Here is a 20,261-nt window from a genome sequence, read left to right as displayed (position 1 = left end):
ATTAAATATTAAAAACGTCTTTAGAATTTTGAGTAGTAATTTCCGAAATTTCATCGAAAGAAAGTCCGTAAATATCAACTAATTTATCAACAACATTAGTTATGTATGAACTTTCATTTCTTTTGCCTCTAAATGGAGTAGGAGCTAAATAAGGAGCATCAGTTTCTAAAACAATATGTTTAATGTCAATTTCATTTAAAAATTTATCAATCTTACCATTTTTAAAGGTTGCAACACCTCCAATTCCTAATTTCATATTGTAAGAAATAGCTTTTTCTGCTTGTTCTTTGTTACCTGTAAAGCAATGAAAAATACCTCTTAAATCATCTCCTTTTTCGGTTTCTAAAACATCAAAAATTTCATCAAAAGCATCTCTGCAATGTATGTTTATGGGTAGTTTTTTTTCTTTTGCCCATTGTATTTGAGTTTTAAAAGCTTGTTTTTGTTGTTCTAAAAAAGTTTTGTCCCAATACAAATCCATACCAATTTCTCCAATTGCATAAAAATTTCTTTTATCAATCCATTCTTTTACCAGGGCTAATTCTTCTAAATAATTTTCTTTTACAGAAGTTGGGTGCAATCCCATCATTAAAAAAACTTCATTTGGATACTCTTTTTCTAGCTGCAACATTTTGTTTGTATATGAAGAATCTATAGCAGGAATAAAAAAGCGGGAAACCCCAGCATCTTTAGCTCTTTGCATCATTTCTGCTTGATCTTCATTAAACTGATCTGAATATAAATGGGTGTGTGTATCTGTAATCATTTAAGTTATTTAGGAAGCAACAAAACTACTAAATTTAGACTTTCAAAATTTATGAAAACTGTCAGATTTTTATTTTTTTAGTTTCCTGTTAAACTTAAAATTCAAAATTCGTCACTCAAAACTTTAAATGTACCTTTGCAAAAAATAATTAGAATGACTTTTACAGATTTAGGAATCTCTAAACAACTACAATATGCTATTGATGATTTAGGTTTTGTAAACCCAACACCAATTCAAGAACAAGCATTTTCTGTAGTAAAATCGGGGAAAGATGTTGTGGGAATTGCACAAACTGGTACAGGTAAAACCTTTGCTTATATGATGCCTATTTTGCAAGAATTAAAGTTTTCTAAGCAACAACATCCAAGAGTTTTAGTGTTGGTGCCCACTCGTGAATTGGTAATTCAGGTAGTAGATGAAATAGAAAAACTATCAAAATACATTAATAATCGTGTTTTAGGGGTTTATGGTGGTACAAACATTAATACCCAAAAACAAGCTATTTTACAGGGACAAGATATAATTGTTGCTACACCAGGACGTTTGTATGATTTGGCTTTAAGCAATGCTTTAAAACTTAAATCTATTCAAAAATTGGTTATTGATGAGGTAGATGTAATGTTAGATTTAGGTTTCCGTTTTCAATTGATGAACATTTTTGATGTGATACCAGAAAGAAGACAAAATGTGCTTTTTTCTGCAACTATGACTGAAGATGTGGATGCTTTAATTTACGATTTTTTTAAAAATCCGACTAAAATTTCTGTAGCAGTTAGTGGAACTCCTTTAGATAATATTAAGCAAGTTTCTTATAATATACCTAACTTTTTTACTAAAGTAAATTTGTTAAATTACCTTTTAAAAGACAAAGAAACGTATAGTAAAGTATTAATTTTTGTTGCATTTAAAAGAACTGCAGATTTGTTGTTTAAACATTTAGAAGAAGTGTTTAATGATGAAATGTGTGTAATCCATTCTAATAAAACTCAAAATTATAGAATACGTTCTATCCGTCAGTTTGATGAAGGGAAAAACAGAATTTTATTAGCAACAGATGTAATGGCTCGTGGTTTAGATTTTGATGAAGTTTCTCATGTATTTAATTTTGATACTCCAGATTTTCCAGAAAACTATATGCATAGAATTGGAAGAACTGGTCGTGCAGAAAAAGCAGGAAAAACCATTCTTTTTTCAACCGAAAAAGAACAAGAAGCTAAAGCTGGTATTGAAGAGTTAATGGATTATAAAATTCCTGTTTTAGAATTGCCAGATGAAGTAGAAATTTCTACAATGTTAACTGAAGATGAAAGGCCTAAAGAAGATAATGAACAATCTAAAAATAGATCTGGTTTAGAGTATGTACCTGGACCTGCTTTTCATGAAAAAAGCGAGAAAAATAGTAAAGTAAATTTAGGTGGATCTTATAGAAGAGAAATTGCTAAAAAATATAAGAAGCCTAAAACTAGGGGAGATAAAAATTACAATAAAAGAAATAAAAAGAAGTAGATTAACTTTTAAAAAAAGTTAAGTTACTGTCATTTTAAGCGAAATAATAATAAAATGACAAATAAAAGATACATAATTCAATAATTTTATTTTAGGAAATGCAGATTTTAACCGAACAAGAATTGCACAATTTGGCAATGAATATTGTAGGTGAAAAACTTACAAAAATGGGGTATGAATTTCAGGCAATAAATAGCCAATTAAAAAAACATCCTCAGTTTGTATTATTTAAAAAAGGAGAACCTACAATTTTTGTATTGGTTAAAGCTACTAACAATATTCAAAATCCTAATGAATATGATGCAATTTGGATGGAAACTTTTAAAAATCATGCTATAAAGCAAAATGCAAAAGTTTGGTTTGCTGGTGTTGGTATTGCTAATGCAGAAAGTGTTGATAACCCTGTTTTTAAAAATCAACCTTACTATGAAGCATTTGATGATTTTATTAAGATTATAGAGTAAAAGTCTTAATTTTTAATTAAAATAATTAATTATAAAACAAAAAACCATCTGAAAATCAGATGGTTTTTTAATAATATTTTACTCAGTATCTTGCTCTAACAAATCAAAAAACTGATTTAATTTAGGCATTATAATAATTTTTGTTCTTCTGTTAATTGCTCTATTAACATCAGAGTCATTTTCAACTAAAGGTACATATTGGCTTCTACCAGCAGCAATTAACCTTTGAGGTTGAACACCATATTTATATTGTAAAATTCTTGTAATAGAAGTAGCTCTTTTAGCTGATAAATCCCAGTTGTCTTGTAAGAAATCAGTTTTTATAGGGTTAGAATCTGTATGACCTTCTATCATAACATCCATTTTAGGTTGCCCTTTAATAACTTTAGCTATTTTTTCTAATACTGTATAAGCTTTGTCAGTTACATTATAACTTCCGCTTTTAAATAATAATTTGTCAGAAATAGATATAAATACAACAGTTTTCTCAACATTTACTTCAATATCTTTATCTTGTATACCATCTGTTAAGTTTTTAGTTAAATGATATTTAATAGCAAGATTTAATGAATCTTTTTGAGTCATTGCTTTTCTTACACCATTAATATATTTGTCTTTTTCGCTTAATTGAGAAATTACACTTTTAATATTATCTGAAGAAGATTGTGTTAAAACAGTTAAGTTTTCAACTTGTTTTAAAGCTACTTTTTTATCTTCTTTTAGGGTTTTTACTTGTTCTGTTAAACCAAAAACTTGTGTAGATTCTTTTTCGTTTTCAATTAAACACTTTTGTAAGTTAGCTTTTACATTTACTAATTCTTTTTTAGTTTGATCATGTTTAGTTTGTAAAGCAACAAATTCTTTTTTTGTAACACAAGAACTAACTAAAACTGCAGTTAATAACAGTAATGATATTTTTTTCATCGTCTAAAGATTAAATTCAGTTAACAAATTTAGCAAAATGTATCTATAAAAAGTAGTATTAATGATATTTTATGAAAACTTTATGCACTATTTTTGTGAACTGAATATAAAATTAATGATACTTAAAAAAAATCTTCTTTTTCTTACGATTAGTATAATGTTTTTTGCATGTTCAAAGCAAGAAATAAGAAAAAACTATACTTTAAAAGGTCATGTTTTTGGTACTACTTATAAAATTGTTTATTTAAACGCATCAAAGAACTATCAAAAATCGATAGACAGTTTGTTTTATTTAATGAATAAGTCGTTATCTACCTATATTCCTTCTTCAGATATTTCTAAAATTAATAAAGGAGATTCTTCTGTTTTGGTAGATGATTTATTTACTGAAGTTTTTAAAAAGTCTAAAAGAATACATAAAGAAACCAATGGATATTTTGATCCTACAGTTGGTAATTTGGTTAATGCATGGGGTTTTGGTCCTAAAAGAGAAAAGAAATCTTTAACAGAAAATGAAGTGCTAGAGCAAATGAAGTATGTTGGTCTTAATAAAGTTTTATTAGAAAAAGGAAGAATTGTAAAACAAGACCCTAAAATTTATTTAGATTTTAACTCAATTGCTAAAGGATTTGGAATTGATGTTGTTGCTCGTTTTTTAATGGGTAAAAATGTAGATAATTTTTTAGTTGAAATTGGAGGAGAAATTAGAGCTAAAGGAACAAAAGAAAATAATGTTCCTTGGATAATTAAATTGGTAGATCCATTAAATAAAGATAAAAATAAAGGATATAAAAATTTAAATTTATCTAATAAGTCTATGGCAACTTCTGGTAATTATAGAAAATTTAGATTAACTAAAGAAGGACAAAAATTTGTACATACAATTAATCCTTTAACAGGGTATGCAAAAGAAAGTAATTTACTAAGTGCCTCAGTTATTGCTAGTTTAGATTGTGCAGATGTAGATGCTTATGCAACTGCTTTTATGGCTATGGGATTAGAAAAATCTATAGAATTTTTAGATAAACACAAAAATATAGATGCAATATTATTATTTGTTGATAAAAAGGGTGTGTTAAAAGAATATAAGACAAATACTTATAAGTAGGTATTTTTTGTTAGTAGATTACGCTCTATTTTTGCTATATTGCGTTTTGTAAACGGGGATAACTACAACTACTATGAAAAAATTACTATTAGCATTTATATGCTTAATGACGTTTGCGTTATCAAACGCTCAATCTAATAAAGACATTGCAAATGTCTATGTAAAAAGGGCTAAAGAGAGTCTTGAAAACTTAGAAGTACAACTGTCATTGACTCATTTTGACAAAGCCATGAAATACATGGATACTATTACTTCTTCTAAAGTTGCTAGATTAGGAACAATAATTCATTATGAATTAACAAATTTTGCAGAAGCTCAATCTTATGCCAAACAATATTTTTTATTAGTTAAAAATAAAAAATCAGAAGAATATTTAGAGTTTTTAGACTTATTTGTTAATATTAATGAAGAATTAGAAGCTCAATTAGCAGAAGAAAAAAGGATTGAAGAAGAACGCTTAAGAAAAGAAAAAGAATTAAAAAGAATAGATTCTTTAAAAACTATTTGGAATAATAAGTCTGAATCCTTGTCTCTTAAAGTTGATAGTATTTATAAGTTTGATAAAAATAATTTAGCCCTTTTTAAGGCAAATAATTATTATGGTATTATAAATGATAAAGGAGAAGTATTGTTAAAAGCAGATCTTTATGAAGATGCATTAAGTTTTGATGGCTTTTTTATTTTAAAAAATAAAGTAAAAGAAGCTACTAAAATTTATTGTTATAATGCTAGTTCTAAAACGGGTTATACATTACCAAGTCCTTCAGATTTTAATATGCTTTCTACTCATTATGGAGAAGTAATGTTACCTCGTGGAAATGGAAGATTAGTTACATATCCAAACAACTCTTATGAGCCAATGGTTTATGATTTAAATTTAAAGAAAAACGTAAAAGTTGCTAATAAACAAGATTTATTTAAAAATTTAAAAAAGAACGACGTTATTGATAAGTATAACAAAGATGATGAGTTAAAAGTAAATAAAGTTTGGTACAAATTTGGAGGTCATTTAGGAGGTGGTATACACCCTCTATATATTAACAATAATTATAAAGTGCATTCTTTTTTATGTTCTATAGATGGAAAAATGTTAAGAAGTACTTCTAGATACCAGTTTATAGGAGCTTTTTATAATAATAAATTTCAAGCAATAAAAGATAATGAAACTGTTTGGGTTAATCAAAATGGAACTAAAGTTGGAGCTCCTGATAATGAATCTGGAGTTTATACTGGTAATACTAAAGTTGTAAAATTATCAAACGGTTCTTACCAATTAATGCAAGGTGAATTTATAATTTTAGGAAACGAAAAATTAGAAAAAATAGCAGAATTTTTAAGAAATAATAAATAATTATTTTTTATAACATACAGGAAGAATTTCATTCTTCATCAAACAAAATCGTTCTAGTTTTTCTGGAGCGATTTTTTTTGTGTAGTCAATTTCATCTACTTTAAAACCAATAGATCTTAATTTATTAAAGTAATCTTTACCATAAACTCTTACATGATCATACTGTCCAAAGATTTCTGCTCGTTCTTTTTTATCAGTAATAGAGTTGTCTTCAAAAGTAGTTTCTCTAGATAAGTCTTGTGGAATTTGAAAGATACCAAAACCGCCTTTTTTCATTACTCTAAAAAGTTCTTGCATTGCTTTTGTATCATCTGTAATATGTTCTAAAACATGATTGCAAAAAACAACATCAAAAGAATTGTCTTTAAAAGGTAAATTACAAATATCTGCTTTTACATCTGCAATTGGAGATTCTAAATCTGAGGTAATATAATTTAAGTTTTTTTGTTTTCTAAAAATGTCTAAAAAACATTGTTCTGGTGCTATATGTAACGTTTTTAGTTTCTTTTCTGAAGTAAAGAAGTTTGTTTCGTCTTTTAAAAATAACCACATTAATCTGTGTCTTTCTAAAGAAAGAGTAGATGGAGAAAGTGCATTTTCTCTTTGTTTACCATAACCATAAGGTAAAAACTTACGAAAGCTTTTACCATCTATTGGGTCTGTAAATTTATTTCCTTTTAAAGATAAAGCAATAATAGGTCTAACTAAGTAACTTGCTTTAATTAGCCAAGGTCTTGGTACAGTGTTTAATATGGATTTAAATAAAGACACAAATATTAAGAATCTGCTCTAAATTCATCTTCTTCATTAGTTTCTATACCTAATGCTTCATGCACATATTTAAATGTAGAAAGTAACTCTGGTTTACCATTAACAATAGCAACATCATGTTCAAAATGAGCTGATGGTTTATTATCTAAAGTTGTTATTGTCCAACCATCTGCATGCTGTCTAATTTTATGAGTTCCTAGGTTTGTCATAGGTTCAATTGCAACAACCATACCTTCTGTAAACTTTTTTCCTCTTCCTCTTTTACCATAATTTGGCATTTCTGGATCTTCATGCATTTCTCTTCCCAAACCATGACCTACCAATTCTCTAACAACTCCATAACCATGGTCTTCTGTAAATTTCTGAATAGCATAACCAACATCTCCAACTCTATTTCCAGCTTTAAATTCACGAATACCAACATACAAACTTTCTCTAGTTACCTCTAAAAGTTTTTTTGTTTCGTCAGCAATTTCACCAACAGCAAAAGTATATGCATGATCACCATAAAAACCATTTTTTAGAGCACCACAATCAATAGAAATAATATCGCCTTCTATTAATGGTTTTTTGTTTGGAATTCCATGAACAACTTGCGAGTTTGGGCTCATACAAAGTGTATTTGGAAAATCATACAATCCTAAAAAACCAGGAATAGCACCTTCTGCTCTAATAAAATCTTCAGCAAGTTTGTCTAAATATAAAGTAGAAACTCCAGGTTTAACTTCTTTAGCTAGCATACCCAATGTTTTAGAAACAATTAAAGCACTTTCGCGCATAATTTCTATTTCTTCTCTAGTTTTTATTTTAATCATGTTAAAAAAATTGAAAGGCAAAGATACTTATTTAGATTTTTAAATTATGAAGAGTTTCTAAGAATTAATATGATATATTTCACATTTTAAATAGTAGTTTTTTTAGAAATTTGTATTCTAAAAATTAACAAAATGTATAATTATCTTTCAGCAGAAGAGGCCGTTAAAGTTATAAAATCTAATGATAGAGTTTATGTACAGGCTGCAGCAGCAACACCTCAAGAGTTAATAATTGCAATGACTAATAGACATGAAGAATTAAGAAATGTTGAGGTTTGCCATTTACACACAGAAGGTGCAGCACCTTATGCAGATGTAAAGTTAAAAGATAGTTTTCATGTAAATTCTTTATTCATAGGTGCAAACGTAAGACATACTTTAAAAGCAGGAAATGGTTCTTATACACCTATTTTTTTAAGTGAAGTACCTTTGTTATTTAAGAGAAATGTTTTGCCTGTAGATGTCGCTTTAATTCATGTTTCATCTCCAGACAGACATGGTTATTGTTCTTTAGGTGTTTCTGTAGAAGCTGTTTTAGCTGTTATAGAAAATGCAAAACATGTTATTGCACAGGTAAATCCAAAAATGCCACGAATTCATGGAGAAGGAATTATTCATATTTCTGAAATAGATACACTTGTAGAAGTTGATGTTCCAATTTTTGAACATCATATGTCAACATCTACAATAATAGAAAATAAAATTGGAGATTATGTTGCTAGTTTAATTGAAGATAAAAGTACTTTACAAATGGGTATTGGTACAATACCTAATGCAGTTTTATCTAGATTAGGAAATCATAAAAATTTAGGATTACATACAGAAATGTTTTCTGATGGAGTAGTAGATTTAATTGAAAAAGATGTAATAAATGGCAATTTTAAAGGAATTAATCCTGGTAGAGCCTTGGCTACATTTTTAATAGGAAGCAAAAAATTATATGATTATGTAGATGATAATCCGTTTATAGAATTAAGATCTTCTGATTATGTAAACAGTGTTGCTAATATTAAATTAAATCCAAGAATGGTAGCAATTAATTCTGCTATTGAAGTAGATTTATCTGGACAAGTATGTGCAGATTCTATTGGGCCTAGAATGTATTCTGGTGTTGGTGGACAAGTAGATTTTATTAGGGGAGCATCTTTAAGTGATGGTGGAAAAGCAATTATTGCACTTCCATCTGTTACAGCTAAAGGAGAGAGTAAAATTGTACCTTATTTAAAAAATGGAGCAGGAGTAGTAACTACAAGAGCACATGCTCATTATATTGTTACAGAATATGGTGTTGCTAATTTGTATGGTAAAACCTTAAAACAAAGACTAAAAGAGTTGATTAAAATTGCGCATCCAACTCATAGAGAAAATTTAGAGAGAGAATACAGAGAAATGAATTAATAGTTGTTATTTAAAAAATGAGAAAAAACCTTTTTTCTTTTTTGCAGGAGGTTCATAGTTAAAGATGGCTTTGTGTATTGCAGTCCATCCTAAAAAACCTCCAACATTTCTATCATCTATAAATAAATCTGCATGAATTTTACGACTGTATTTTTCATCATATTCTTCTTCAGGAAAATTTTTATTTACAGCATAAAACTCAAGACCATTTTCTTTACAAAAAGCAACAGCTTCATCTAATTTTCTACCACTTCTGTATGTCCAAAGAATTAATCTATGCCCTTGACCTTGTAATCTTTTAAGAGTATCAAAAGCAAAAATCATTTCTTTACCAACTTTTGGGTAAGCATCTTCTACAATTGTACCGTCAAAATCTACAGCAATAATAAGAGGATTATTTGGTAACATTAATTGTCGTATGAATGTTTATATTCTTTTCCTGAAACAATTTTTAAGATATCTTTTTCTAAAGACTCTCTTGCATACTCAACATATCTACCAATTTCTTTACCATTTTTGTAAAAAATAAAAGTTGGTACTCTTTTAATATCTAAACCTTCTTGTAAGTTATCTGGAGTTTTTTTACCTCTGTTTACCGTAATTAATTCGAAGTTTTTTAAATTAAAATCGGATAATTCTAATATTTTATAAAAACGTGGAGTTTCTCTTTTACTGTCTCCACACCAAGTACCCATAAAACCTTTAATCTTAACTCCTTTTAATTCTTTTTTAAGAAAAGAAATTGTGTTTTCATCTGGTTTATAAGAGTCATATTTTTGATTAAACCAAGTGTTGTAAGGAGTTTGATTAAAAGATTCTTTATTAGCAATACCAACTAAGTCTCCATTTTTGTTTTTTTCTGCAGTTATTTTTTGTTGTGCAGTACAAGAGGATAACATGATTACAAATGCTAATAAAAGAATCTTTTTCATTTTTTTAAGTTTTATTTAATTATAATAAAGAATGTTGCGTCATTTCTTCTGGTTGTTCTACGCCCATAAGATCTAAAATTGTTGGTGCAACATCTCCCAATATACCACTTTTTATTGATTTAATTTCTTTGTCTATTAAAATGAATGGAACAGGGTTTGTTGTGTGTGCTGTATGAGGTGAACCATCAGGATTCATCATTGTTTCGCAATTACCATGATCTGCAATTAAAAGGATAGAATAACCATTTTCTAAACCTGTTTCTATTACTGCTTTTGCACATTCATCAACAGCTTCACAAGCTTTTATTGCAGCTTCCATTATACCTGTATGACCAACCATATCTCCGTTTGCAAAGTTTAAACAAACAAAATCTGCTTCTCCTTTTTCTAAATCTTGGCAAAGAGCATCTTTTAATTCATAAGCAGACATTTCTGGTTTTAAATCGTAAGTTGCAACTTTTGGAGAATTTCTTAATATTCTAGATTCGCCTTCAAAAGGAGCTTCTTGTCCTCCAGAAAAGAAAAATGTTACGTGAGGATATTTTTCAGTTTCAGCAATTCTAATCTGTTTTTTACCAGCATTAGATAAAACTTCTCCTAATGTGTTTTTAATATTGTCAGTATTATAAATTACGTTAATACCTTCAAAACTTTCATCATATAAAGTAATTGTTGTGTAGTAAAGATCTAATTTTTTCATTCCAAATTCTGGAAAATCATTTTGAGACAATACATTTGTTAATTCTCTACCTCTATCTGTTCTGTAGTTAAAGAATAAAACAACATCTCCTTCTTTAATTTGTGTTTTTGGAGATCCATCTTCATTTGTTACAATAATTGGTTTATGAAATTCATCTGTTAAACCAGCTTCGTAATTGGCGTTCATTGTTGCAATAGCATCAGTTGTTTTTAAACCTTCACCATTAACAACACCATCATATGCTTCTTTTACACGTTCCCATCTATTATCTCTATCCATTGCATAATAACGCCCAGTTACAGAAGCTAATTCTCCTGTACTTTCTTTCATGTATTCCTGAATATCGTTTATAAAATAAGTACCAGATTTTGGGTCACAATCACGTCCATCAGTAAAAGCATGTAAATACACATTTTCTACTTCATTTTCTTTAGCAACATCTAGTAAACCTTTTAAGTGGTCTATGTGCGCATGAATTCCTCCATTAGAAACCAATCCTAATAAATGAACATCTTTATTATTTTCTTTAGCATATTTATAGGTATCTAATAATACTTTTTCTTTACCTAAAGTTTTTTCTTCTACAGCTTTGTTTATACGTGCTAAATTTTGATAAACTATTCTACCAGCACCCAAATTCATGTGTCCAACTTCTGAGTTACCCATTTGTCCTTCAGGTAAACCAACATGCTCTCCATCTGTTCTTAATTCTGCATTTGGATATTGGTCATATAACCCATTAATATAAGGTGTTTTTGCGTTGTAAATAGCGGATACTTTTGGGTCTTGTGTAATTCCCCAACCATCCAAAATCATTAGTATAACTTTCTTGTTCATTGTCTTAAAATTGAGCAGTAAAAATAAGAAAGTTTTTTGGCTTGATTCTCATTTTTTTACGAAACCGATAGCGTAATTATTAAGAATAAATTATTGGTTTAATTCTTAACAGTAACCTATAATTTTGTTTAATAAATACTGTTTTGTGGTTTTAAGTGAAACATTTTTTCTTTAGAGAAGTCTTTATTGTATAAAATCATTTTAAAAGCTTGATATCCCCAAATTTTAAAGGTTTTCTTTGGGTAATTTATTTGAATTAATTAATCTAAAGGCAAAAAAATAGCGATTGCTAGTTAAAGGCAATCGCTATTTGTTTTATATTAAAAATAGTAATATTATTAATAATGTAATAAGAAATAATATTTTTCTTTTAAAATTAGCATCATTTTCTTTTTGTAATTTATCTCTAATTTTTTTTAACTCTAAAGGAGAAGCTTTTTTCTTAAAATAAAGTTCAGTTTTACTACTTTTTTTAAAATCTTTTATTTTATCAAAAGTAGAAACTCGCGTTCTTTTATTTGCCTTTAAACTTGCAATCATTGCTGCAACAGAACCACCAAAACCCATAGCTTATATTTTTTTATTTACTTATAGGTAGTAGATTTCTAAGAAATGTTACAGTATTTTACTTTCTATATTTTCTAATAGCTTCTTTAATTTTTTGAATTCTATTTTCTGGATCTGGATGAGAACTTTGAAATTCTGGAACTCTGTTAGGTCCAGCTGCTGCTTTTAAAATTTCCATAACTCCAATTAAATGTTCTGGATTGTAACCTGCATCAATCATTAGTTTAACTCCAAGTTCATCACTTTCTAATTCGTCTCCACGTCCATTTTTAAGTAAAGTTTTTTGTCCAATTCCGTTTGCTAAATCTCCTAAATCTGCTCCAACAGAAGCTCCCATGGTTAGAAGTTTCCAAAAATTAGCATCTGTAATTCTTTCATTAGAATGTTTACCTAAAACATGTCCAATTTCATGACCCAATACACCTGCCAATTGATCTTCGTTTTTTAATTTAGAAAATAAAGCATAGGTTATAAATATTTGACCTCCAGGAAGTGCAAAAGCATTAATTGTTCTTTCATCTTTTAATAAATGAAACTCGTATTTATAATTAGATCTTTTTGCTATAGAATTATCAACCAATTTTTTACCTACTTTGTCTACAAAGTCTTGTAATTGTTGATTTGGATACAAACCACCATGTTGTTGTGCCATCATTGGTGCTTGTTGTAATCCAATAGCTATTTCTTGCTGTTGAGATAAACTTATTGATTGAGATTTACCTGTATAAGGGTTTACCTCACTTTGACTACATTTTTTTAAATAAGCAAAGGCAACTATGGCTATACCTATAAAAAGCCGTATTTTAAATTTACTTCCATTTCTATTAAACCTCATTTTTTTTGATTTTTTGTTGTTAGCGATAAAGATACAAAACAGATTTTTTATTTGGTTTTTATTAAATCAACTTATTTAGATTAAACTGTAAGAAAGGAGAGATTTATTGCACTAACAGAATAACTAACAGAAAAGGTTAATCAGTTAAAAAGAGATTTACAATAGGATAAATTATTGTTAATAGATTTATATTTGCATTTAATTATTTTATTTTAAAAAGTTTAGATTGTAACAAATGCTACACATGGCTTTTTTAAAATGACTTAGTTTTGTATAAAAATTAAGAATATAATATGGGTTTATTTAATTTATTTAGAAGAAAAAATATGGGCGAAGAAATTAAAGAATATTTAGAAAAAGGAGCAGTTATTTTAGATGTTAGAACAAAAGCTGAATGGGATGAAGGACATACTGCTGGAGCAAAACATGTTGTTTTAACAGTAATACCTTTAGAAATAGAAAAAATAAAAGCTTGGAACAAACCAGTAATTGCTGTTTGTAGAAGTGGAGCAAGAAGTGGACAAGCTACTCAGTTTTTAACGAATAATGGAGTAGATGTTATTAATGGAGGACCTTGGCAAAATGTAGACCAATACGTTTCTAAATAATAAAAATTATAGGTATATCTTAAATAGATATTATAAACAAAAAATAGGATTGTAACTAAAAGTTACAATCCTATTTTTTTATAAGTTATATAAAATTTAGTGATTAAATCCTTTTTTTCTATGTCTTTGAAGTCTGTTATAAACTTTAATTGAGTGTGTTACTTTTCTTATTACAGCAAAAGTACCACCTAACATTGCACCAACAAAAGCTCCCATTGTTAATGGATCGTAATTATGATTTGTAATAATATACTTTAAATAAAAAATAATAACTCCTATAACTATAGAAAGTAGAAATACTTTTAATTTTGATTTTATTTTATGTGCAAAAACACCACAAACACCACCTGTTATTATTGATGTAGCAGTTATTTTTGATAGAAATAAATCTATGAAAGTTGTTTCTTTTGAAACAAAAATTGAAGTAACAAATAGACCTATTAAAAAACCGGAAAGTATTCCTATAATAATTTTTTGAAACATTTTATTGGGGAATTATCTCCTATAAAAATACATAAAAAAATTAGATTAAATTAAGTTTCTTTTTTGAGCTTTCATAACAGCTTCCATTTTACTGTGTACTTGTAATTTTTTGTAGATGTTTTCTATGTGTTTTCTAACTGTAGATGGAGAAATAATTAAGTTTTCTGAAATTACATTGTAGTTTAAGCCTTTACTTAATTGAACTAAAATTTCGGTTTCTCTTTTAGATAGTTTTATTTCTTCTTGTTCTAACTTTTTTATGTTTGCTAAATCTGGGTTACGTAATAAATTTAAAGTCTTTAACGCAATACTTGGTGTCATAGGGGCACCACCTTTGGTTACTTCTATAATACTTTTGTGTAAATTTTCTGCATTAATTTCTTTTAACAAATAACCATTTGCTCCTGCTTTTATTGCTTTAAAAACACAATCATCATCATCTACAACAGTAAGCATTATTACTTTAATTTGAGGATATTTGTTTTTTACAATTTCTGTAGCCTTTATACCATTCATTTCTGGCATTTGAATATCCATTAAAATAACATCTATATTATGGTTTTCTTCTAATTTTCCAATAAGTTCAGCGCCATTGTTTGCATGAAATTTTAAAGAAATATCGTCAAAAAAAGAGAGTTTTTCTTTAATAGCTTTTACTAAAAAATAGTTGTCTTCTGCTATGCAAACTTTCAAATTCATATGGTTTGGTTTTTTTACTAAGTTAAAAAAATATGAAATTCTATTTTATACGTCATCTGCCGTATTTTTTAAAGAAATAGAAATTGATATTTCTGTACCACTTTTTAATTTTGAATTAATATTTACTTTTCCATTAATATTATTCATTCTCTCTTCCATATTGCTTAACCCATTTCCTAAATCTACCGTATTTAAATCAAAACCAATTCCATTATCTTTTATCAAAACTTCAAAAAGATTTTTATTTTTTTGTAATGATATTTCTATTTTAGAAGCATCAGCATATTTAATAGCATTATTAATTGCTTCTTGTATAACTCTAAATAAGTTCATTCCTATTAATGAAGAGAAAGAAGTGTTCTTGTCTATTTTTTCTACAATTTCAAACTCTATGTTTTCTGTTGCAGATTTTGCTTTTTCAATAAAAGATAATACTCTGGCATGTAAATCTTCAACAGAAATTTCTGATTTATTCATAGCCCAAATAGTATCTCTAAGTTGATGTATTGTATCTGAGGTAAATGAACTTATATTTGATAACTTGTCTTTTAATTTTTGATTGGCATCTTTAGAAATATATTTTAAATTATCTATGGACGAAATAATAAAAGTAAGTTGAGAGCCAATATTATCATGTAAATCTCTAGATATTCTTAAACGTTGTTCTTGTAATTTATTTTGAGTAGTAATAGTTGCTAGGGCATCTTTTAAATCTATTTCTTTTTGTAATTGTTTTCTTTTAAATTGGTTTTTTTTGTAAATACCGATAAAAATTATCGATAAAATAATAATGAATGCAAGTAAAAGAATAGTATATAAAGTTTTGTTTTTAAGTGCTAATTCTTGCTTTAATAATTTTTCTTTTTGAATAGAAATTTCTTTTTCCTTTTTTTCAGTTTTATATTTAGCTTCAATCTCTGTAATTTGTTTTGTTATATTAGAATTAAGAATTTGATTATTTAAGTTGTCATATTTTTTTTGATAATATAAAACACTATCTGGTTGTTTTAGATGTGCGTTAAGAAGTAATAAAAACCTGTAAGAATTTAGTTCTATTTCTTTAGCATTTATTTTTTTGCTAAGAGTTACAGATTCTTGAAGATAGATGTTAGCTTTATTAAAAGAACCAGCTTCATAATAATGTATTCCTAAATTTGCAGTTGTACTAGCTAATCCATAAACGTCATTTAATTTTTTTCTTATATCATAGGCTTTTTTATAATACCATAATGTTAGTTTAGAATTGCCCTCATCATTATAAATACTTCCATAATTGTTATAAATAACAGATAGCACATTATTAAAATTATTTTTTTCTGCTATAGATAATGCTTTGTTATAGTATTTTTTAGAGTCATTATATTTTTTCTTTTTAAAATAAATGTTTCCAATATTAGTGTATGAGTTTACCAAATCTATAGGTACTTTAGTTGTTTCTCTATATTTTAATATATCAAAATGTATTTCTAGAGCTTTGTCTAATTGATTTAAAGATTGATATATATTGGCATTATTGTTTTGATTAATTGATATATGCCTTTTTAACCCTAAATTTTCATAAATTCTTATGGATTTATTATTAAAAAATAATGCAGAATCTAAAGTAGCAGTTTTTTGAAAAGCAATTCCTATTTTAGAATACAAACCTGCAATACCAACAGAATCATTTAGTTCTGTTCTTGTTTTTAGAGATTTTTTATAATAATAAACAGCAGAATCAAATTTTGAAGTTCTGTAATAAATAATACCAAGATCATTATAAGATTGTCCAATTCCTTTTAAATTATTTTTTTTAAAAGATAGGTTTAATCCCTTTTTTGTGTAATAAAAAGCAGAATCTGTATTGATGTTTCCATAATACCACCCTAAATCACCAAATATTTTAATTTTTAAAGAATCTGAAATGTTTTCACCTTTTAGTTTTTCTTTTAAAGTGTTAATTTGTTTTTGTTGAGAGTATGTACTAAAATTACAAAGTAAAACTATAAATACTAATTTTTTAAAATGTGAAAACATAAGATGTAATTTAATAAATTAAGAAACTAATTTACAAATATTTGATTATTAATTTGCTAGGAGAGCTTAAGTATACAATTCTCTCAAAGTAAAATCTATATTTAAAATGCCAACTTTTATTTTTTGAAGTTTAATCTGAGTTTTGTTATTAAAAACTACAACATCATTATCAGAATTTTTAAACTCTTTGGCTATTTTTTTTTCGGCCTCTATTTTAGAATAAATCAGATTTAACTTTTTATTCTCTACTACCTTTAATACCTTAAAACTATAAGTAAAATATATTATTATAGCAGCTATTACAAGTAGTAGAGAGAAAAAAAAGAATGGGGGATATTCCAATAGATTAAGCATTATTTTTTTTATTGTAGATAAAAACTGAGTTTATTGTCTTCTTTACCAACCATTAATAAACCAACAATGTCTACACTTCTTAAGTTTTGTGATTCTTTAAAAAGGCATAAAGTTCCTTTAGAATCATTAGTGCTAGATTTTAACGACCAAAAATGTCTTTTTGTTTTTGTGTCAAAATAATAAGAACTTACTGTATAGGTTAGGTTTTTAGTGTCTGCTCCATTTATTTCTACTCTAAATTTTACAGTTGCACCATTTGTTAATTTAGAATTATTTGGAACTGAAAGATTTACTTTACCAGAAACATCTGTTACTTTATCTTTCATGTTAACAAATGAATATTTCCAGTTTTTGTAACTAAAACTAGGCATTCCAGAATCGTAAGAAGTATTGTTTTTCTTTTTTAAATCTTTCTTTTTTAAAGGAACAACAGCAACATTATCAAAATTACCATGTCTATTTATAAAAGTTCTATCAAACTCACTACTTCCTGTTACGTCACCATTTTTAAAGTATATTTCTCTAAAATAGAAATAATGATATTTGCCTGAATTATGGTGTTTTTTAATCCAATTATCCTTTTTATCATACACATAATTATATGAAGAGGTAGAATTTGTTTTTCCTTTATAATTTGATTTAGAAAGGTTGCCTTCTTTATCATATTCATAAGTAGTATTTGAATTACTATACTTACTATCTGCTTTATAAGAAACCTTTATGTTGTCTTTATAAACAGTAATGTAATTACCAGAAATACTACCATCTTTACCGCTAAAACTAGTTCTGTTTTGTGTTTTTTTGTTTCCTTTATAAGTGTAGTTTACTTCTGCAATTAGTTTATTAGATTTGTTGTATTCTTTTTTATTTATAACCCTTCCTTTTCTATCATTTTCGTATAAAGTAACATATTTACTTCCATCTTTAGAAACAGACTCTCTTTTAATAAGATTTCCTTTTTTATCATAAGTAAACTCATAATGAGAGCTGTATTTATTAGTAACATCGCTTATGTTTTTTGTACTTACTAATAAATCTTTACTATTATAATTATAGATTTTTTTAGTAGGATTGGATTCTGAATAAGTACTATTATATAAATAATAAGTTTCTGCTAAATTACCATGATCATTATATCTTTTTATACTCACAGATTTTTTTACAAAACCACCACTGTTTTTATCATAAGTATAATAATGCTCTATAGTTTTTTGAACATTTTTATGTAAGTTTTGCGATTCTAAATTGTAGATTTCTGTTTGACTAAATCCATCAAATTGAAATACTGTTAGTAGAAATAATAAAATTGTTAGTTTTTTCATTGTGTTTGTTTTTAAGGTTAATACTTATTGTTTTAAAGGAGATGGTTGGTTTATATTCTAGAAACCACCAACCATCTGTAACCCTAAAAAACAATCTTAATGTTTTTAAATAGTTCTTAATTTATTTAATCATTTAGTACTTGTTCAACTAAAAAGGAAAATTGAAAAAGTAATTAATGTTAAAACTATATTTGTTTTTTTAGTTATGTTTTAATGTTGTTTTACAAAATTCAAACATATTTACTCAAAAAAAAATACGGCATCTGCCGTATTTTTATCTTTATTAAAATTGAATTATTTTTTAATTTTCTTGTACAATAAAACTAAAAGTAAAATAACGATTATACCTGTAAAAAAAGGGATTCCGTAAATAGATAAGTAAAAAAGAAACCCAATAGCTTTGTTAGAGATACCACCTACTTTATAAGGGTTTGGTAAATCAATATCTGAATAGGTATTCTTGCTGAAATTTAATTTAGAAAATGTATTAATTTCATTAAAATAAGAATCACTGTTTTTAGTAATTGCTTCAAAGTTAAAATTACTAATGGTTTTTCCGTAAGTAATTACAAAATTTGGATCTGGTTTTTTTCCATAATCAGATAAAGAAAACTTTAAAACAGAATTCTCTTCATCAAAATATAAAGAAGTTGGAGAACTTGATTTTACTTTGTTTATTGATAGATTGTCTTTTAATTGTGTGTAAAAATTTCCGTTTTCAATTGGAGATTTCCAAATAGAACCTGTTTCTATTAAGTAAATAAAAGCATTTTTTTTGTCAGATTCATAACCTTCAATGGTTTTGGCATTATTAGTATTTACTAAGAAATAAACAGTAAATTCTGTAATTTTATTTGGAGGAAAAGTTATTTCCCAAACATACCAATTGTCATTTTGAGCATTTGGTTTTTTAAAAACTTCTGCTTCATTTCCGTTAACAAGCCCTTTAATTTTATACAATCCATCTACTCTAACTTCATTTACTTGATGATGAAAATCTATGTTTTCGAATACATTATTTATAGGATATCCTACTTTAATTTTTAAAGTATCTGTAGCCGTATTTTTAAAATAGTAATTGCCCTTTACAGTTGCAAAACCTTTGTATAGTTGCATGTAAATGTTTTCAGATTTCATCTGAATTTTTTTGTAAGCAATAGTGTCTTCTGGATATAAAAGTGTAAAACTTCCACTACCACCAGCGTTCCAAACTCCTGGTTGTGCAGAGTTAGAAACAAAAAAAAATGTAACTAAAAGAATACCAAAAGAGTAAAGAAATTTTTTCATTTTATTGTTTTTAAAATTGTAGTAGCTTCATTAAGCTTGTTTTTAGGAATTAAAATTCTAAACTCATCATTTGTAGGTCCTTTAGCAGTAATCCACTGAACATCGAACTCTAAAAGTTTTCTTTGATTAACTGCATCAATAATTTTAATGTTTTTTAGTCTCTTTCTTTTTCCAGATAAATCTATAATATGTTTGTTAATTTCTAAATGATCACTAAAAATTTTAATATATGGTTTTTTGGCATTCTTTTTTAAATGTGGATAACTAAATTTAAATCTTAAAAATGGAATTAATAAAGCAAGTGGAGCTGCAAAAAGTAACCCCATTAAAAAACTAGTTTGCCTAAGTATCATCAATCCAAAGGTACCTAAAACTAAAATTCCAATACCAAAATAGATATTATCTTCCTTTTTATTGGCTTTTTCAATGTCTACAAATTCATTCCATTCTTTTTCAGAATATTCCCAAGTGGCCAAAAGCTTAAAATTAATTGTCTGTTCCATCTTTAAAAGGGAATT

General features: G+C 26.9%; 21 protein-coding genes. 6 read left to right on the top strand and 15 right to left on the bottom strand.

All coding sequences use genetic code 11. The features are described 5' to 3' along the window. Nucleotide 1: 1 nt before the first annotated feature. Nucleotides 2-766, bottom strand: coding sequence for a TatD family hydrolase (locus tag MPF13_RS14965; protein WP_249983572.1), 765 nt, complete (start codon nt 764-766; stop codon nt 2-4). Between the two features lie 153 nt (nt 767-919). Between MPF13_RS14965 and MPF13_RS14960 the strand changes: the two genes are divergently transcribed. Further along, nucleotides 920-2,272: a DEAD/DEAH box helicase gene (locus MPF13_RS14960; RefSeq protein ID WP_249983605.1), complete on the top strand. Its 1,353-nt coding sequence runs from the start codon at nt 920-922 to the stop codon at nt 2,270-2,272. 98 nt (nt 2,273-2,370) lie between these two features. Beyond that, nucleotides 2,371-2,736, top strand: coding sequence for a DUF8840 domain-containing protein (locus tag MPF13_RS14955; protein WP_249983571.1), 366 nt, complete (start codon nt 2,371-2,373; stop codon nt 2,734-2,736). A 78-nt stretch (nt 2,737-2,814) separates the two neighbouring features. Here the strand turns inward: MPF13_RS14955 and MPF13_RS14950 are convergent, their stop codons facing one another. Further along, the gene (locus MPF13_RS14950; protein WP_249983570.1) at nt 2,815-3,660 is read right to left on the bottom strand and encodes an OmpA/MotB family protein; all 846 of its coding nucleotides are present in this window, start codon (nt 3,658-3,660) and stop codon (nt 2,815-2,817) included. A gap of 115 nt (nt 3,661-3,775) precedes the next feature. Between MPF13_RS14950 and MPF13_RS14945 the strand changes: the two genes are divergently transcribed. Together MPF13_RS14945 and MPF13_RS14940 are read left to right on the top strand one after the other, a co-directional pair. Then, nucleotides 3,776-4,768, top strand: a complete 993-nt coding sequence (locus MPF13_RS14945) for an FAD:protein FMN transferase (RefSeq protein WP_249983569.1) — start codon at nt 3,776-3,778, stop codon at nt 4,766-4,768. Nucleotides 4,769-4,841: 73 nt separating this feature from the next. Beyond that, nucleotides 4,842-6,119, top strand: a complete 1,278-nt coding sequence (locus MPF13_RS14940; RefSeq protein ID WP_249983568.1) for a hypothetical protein — start codon at nt 4,842-4,844, stop codon at nt 6,117-6,119. Here MPF13_RS14940 and MPF13_RS14935 read toward each other — a convergent pair whose 3' ends face one another. Together MPF13_RS14935 and map are read right to left on the bottom strand one after the other, a co-directional pair. Further along, nucleotides 6,120-6,890, bottom strand: coding sequence for a class I SAM-dependent methyltransferase (locus tag MPF13_RS14935; RefSeq protein ID WP_249983567.1), 771 nt, complete (start codon nt 6,888-6,890; stop codon nt 6,120-6,122). 5 nt (nt 6,891-6,895) lie between these two features. After that, on the bottom strand, nt 6,896-7,705 hold the full coding sequence (gene map, locus MPF13_RS14930) for a type I methionyl aminopeptidase (RefSeq protein WP_249983566.1): 810 nt from the start codon (nt 7,703-7,705) through the stop codon (nt 6,896-6,898). 132 nt (nt 7,706-7,837) lie between these two features. Between map and MPF13_RS14925 the strand changes: the two genes are divergently transcribed. Next, entirely contained in the window at nt 7,838-9,103 is a 1,266-nt protein-coding gene (locus tag MPF13_RS14925) for an acetyl-CoA hydrolase/transferase family protein (RefSeq protein ID WP_249983565.1), read from the top strand. Nucleotides 9,104-9,109: 6 nt separating this feature from the next. Here MPF13_RS14925 and MPF13_RS14920 read toward each other — a convergent pair whose 3' ends face one another. The 5 genes from MPF13_RS14920 to MPF13_RS14900 all read right to left on the bottom strand — a co-directional run bounded on the left by MPF13_RS14920 (nt 9,110) and on the right by MPF13_RS14900 (nt 12,974). After that, nucleotides 9,110-9,511 (bottom strand): BT0820 family HAD-type phosphatase, encoded by a 402-nt coding sequence (locus tag MPF13_RS14920; RefSeq protein WP_249983564.1) that lies wholly within the window; start codon nt 9,509-9,511, stop codon nt 9,110-9,112. After that, nucleotides 9,511-10,035 carry a thioredoxin family protein gene (locus MPF13_RS14915; protein WP_249983563.1) on the bottom strand — a complete coding sequence of 175 codons (525 nt, stop codon included), beginning with the start codon at nt 10,033-10,035 and terminating at the stop codon, nt 9,511-9,513. The genes MPF13_RS14920 and MPF13_RS14915 overlap by 1 nt, the downstream gene beginning before the upstream one ends. A gap of 19 nt (nt 10,036-10,054) precedes the next feature. After that, the gene (gene gpmI / locus MPF13_RS14910; protein ID WP_249983562.1) at nt 10,055-11,572 is read right to left on the bottom strand and encodes a 2,3-bisphosphoglycerate-independent phosphoglycerate mutase; all 1,518 of its coding nucleotides are present in this window, start codon (nt 11,570-11,572) and stop codon (nt 10,055-10,057) included. Between the two features lie 315 nt (nt 11,573-11,887). Beyond that, nucleotides 11,888-12,139: a hypothetical protein gene (locus tag MPF13_RS14905; RefSeq protein ID WP_249983561.1), complete on the bottom strand. Its 252-nt coding sequence runs from the start codon at nt 12,137-12,139 to the stop codon at nt 11,888-11,890. A gap of 58 nt (nt 12,140-12,197) precedes the next feature. After that, the gene (locus MPF13_RS14900; protein WP_249983560.1) at nt 12,198-12,974 is read right to left on the bottom strand and encodes a M48 family metalloprotease; all 777 of its coding nucleotides are present in this window, start codon (nt 12,972-12,974) and stop codon (nt 12,198-12,200) included. Between the two features lie 326 nt (nt 12,975-13,300). On the opposite strand from MPF13_RS14900, the gene MPF13_RS14895 reads away from it, so the two are divergent. Beyond that, entirely contained in the window at nt 13,301-13,582 is a 282-nt protein-coding gene (locus MPF13_RS14895; RefSeq protein WP_249983559.1) for a rhodanese-like domain-containing protein, read from the top strand. A 96-nt stretch (nt 13,583-13,678) separates the two neighbouring features. On the opposite strand, the gene MPF13_RS14890 is transcribed toward MPF13_RS14895, so the two are convergent. From MPF13_RS14890 to MPF13_RS14865, 6 genes are all read right to left on the bottom strand, one after another. Beyond that, nucleotides 13,679-14,065 carry a hypothetical protein gene (locus MPF13_RS14890; protein WP_249983558.1) on the bottom strand — a complete coding sequence of 129 codons (387 nt, stop codon included), beginning with the start codon at nt 14,063-14,065 and terminating at the stop codon, nt 13,679-13,681. A 45-nt stretch (nt 14,066-14,110) separates the two neighbouring features. Then, the gene (locus MPF13_RS14885) at nt 14,111-14,764 is read right to left on the bottom strand and encodes a response regulator (protein ID WP_249983557.1); all 654 of its coding nucleotides are present in this window, start codon (nt 14,762-14,764) and stop codon (nt 14,111-14,113) included. A gap of 45 nt (nt 14,765-14,809) precedes the next feature. Further along, the gene (locus MPF13_RS14880) at nt 14,810-16,780 is read right to left on the bottom strand and encodes a tetratricopeptide repeat-containing sensor histidine kinase (RefSeq protein ID WP_249983556.1); all 1,971 of its coding nucleotides are present in this window, start codon (nt 16,778-16,780) and stop codon (nt 14,810-14,812) included. 362 nt (nt 16,781-17,142) lie between these two features. Next, on the bottom strand, nt 17,143-18,456 hold the full coding sequence (locus MPF13_RS14875) for a hypothetical protein (RefSeq protein WP_249983555.1): 1,314 nt from the start codon (nt 18,454-18,456) through the stop codon (nt 17,143-17,145). A 294-nt stretch (nt 18,457-18,750) separates the two neighbouring features. Further along, the gene (locus MPF13_RS14870; RefSeq protein ID WP_249983554.1) at nt 18,751-19,743 is read right to left on the bottom strand and encodes a hypothetical protein; all 993 of its coding nucleotides are present in this window, start codon (nt 19,741-19,743) and stop codon (nt 18,751-18,753) included. Continuing rightward, nucleotides 19,740-20,246: a hypothetical protein gene (locus MPF13_RS14865; protein ID WP_249983553.1), complete on the bottom strand. Its 507-nt coding sequence runs from the start codon at nt 20,244-20,246 to the stop codon at nt 19,740-19,742. The genes MPF13_RS14870 and MPF13_RS14865 overlap by 4 nt, the downstream gene beginning before the upstream one ends. Nucleotides 20,247-20,261: the final 15 nt, after the last annotated feature.

Source organism: Polaribacter sp. Z022, from assembly GCF_023555495.1.
In the GTDB taxonomy this organism is placed as follows: Bacteria; Bacteroidota; Bacteroidia; order Flavobacteriales; family Flavobacteriaceae; genus Polaribacter.
This window is presented reverse-complemented; position numbering and strand designations above follow the sequence as displayed.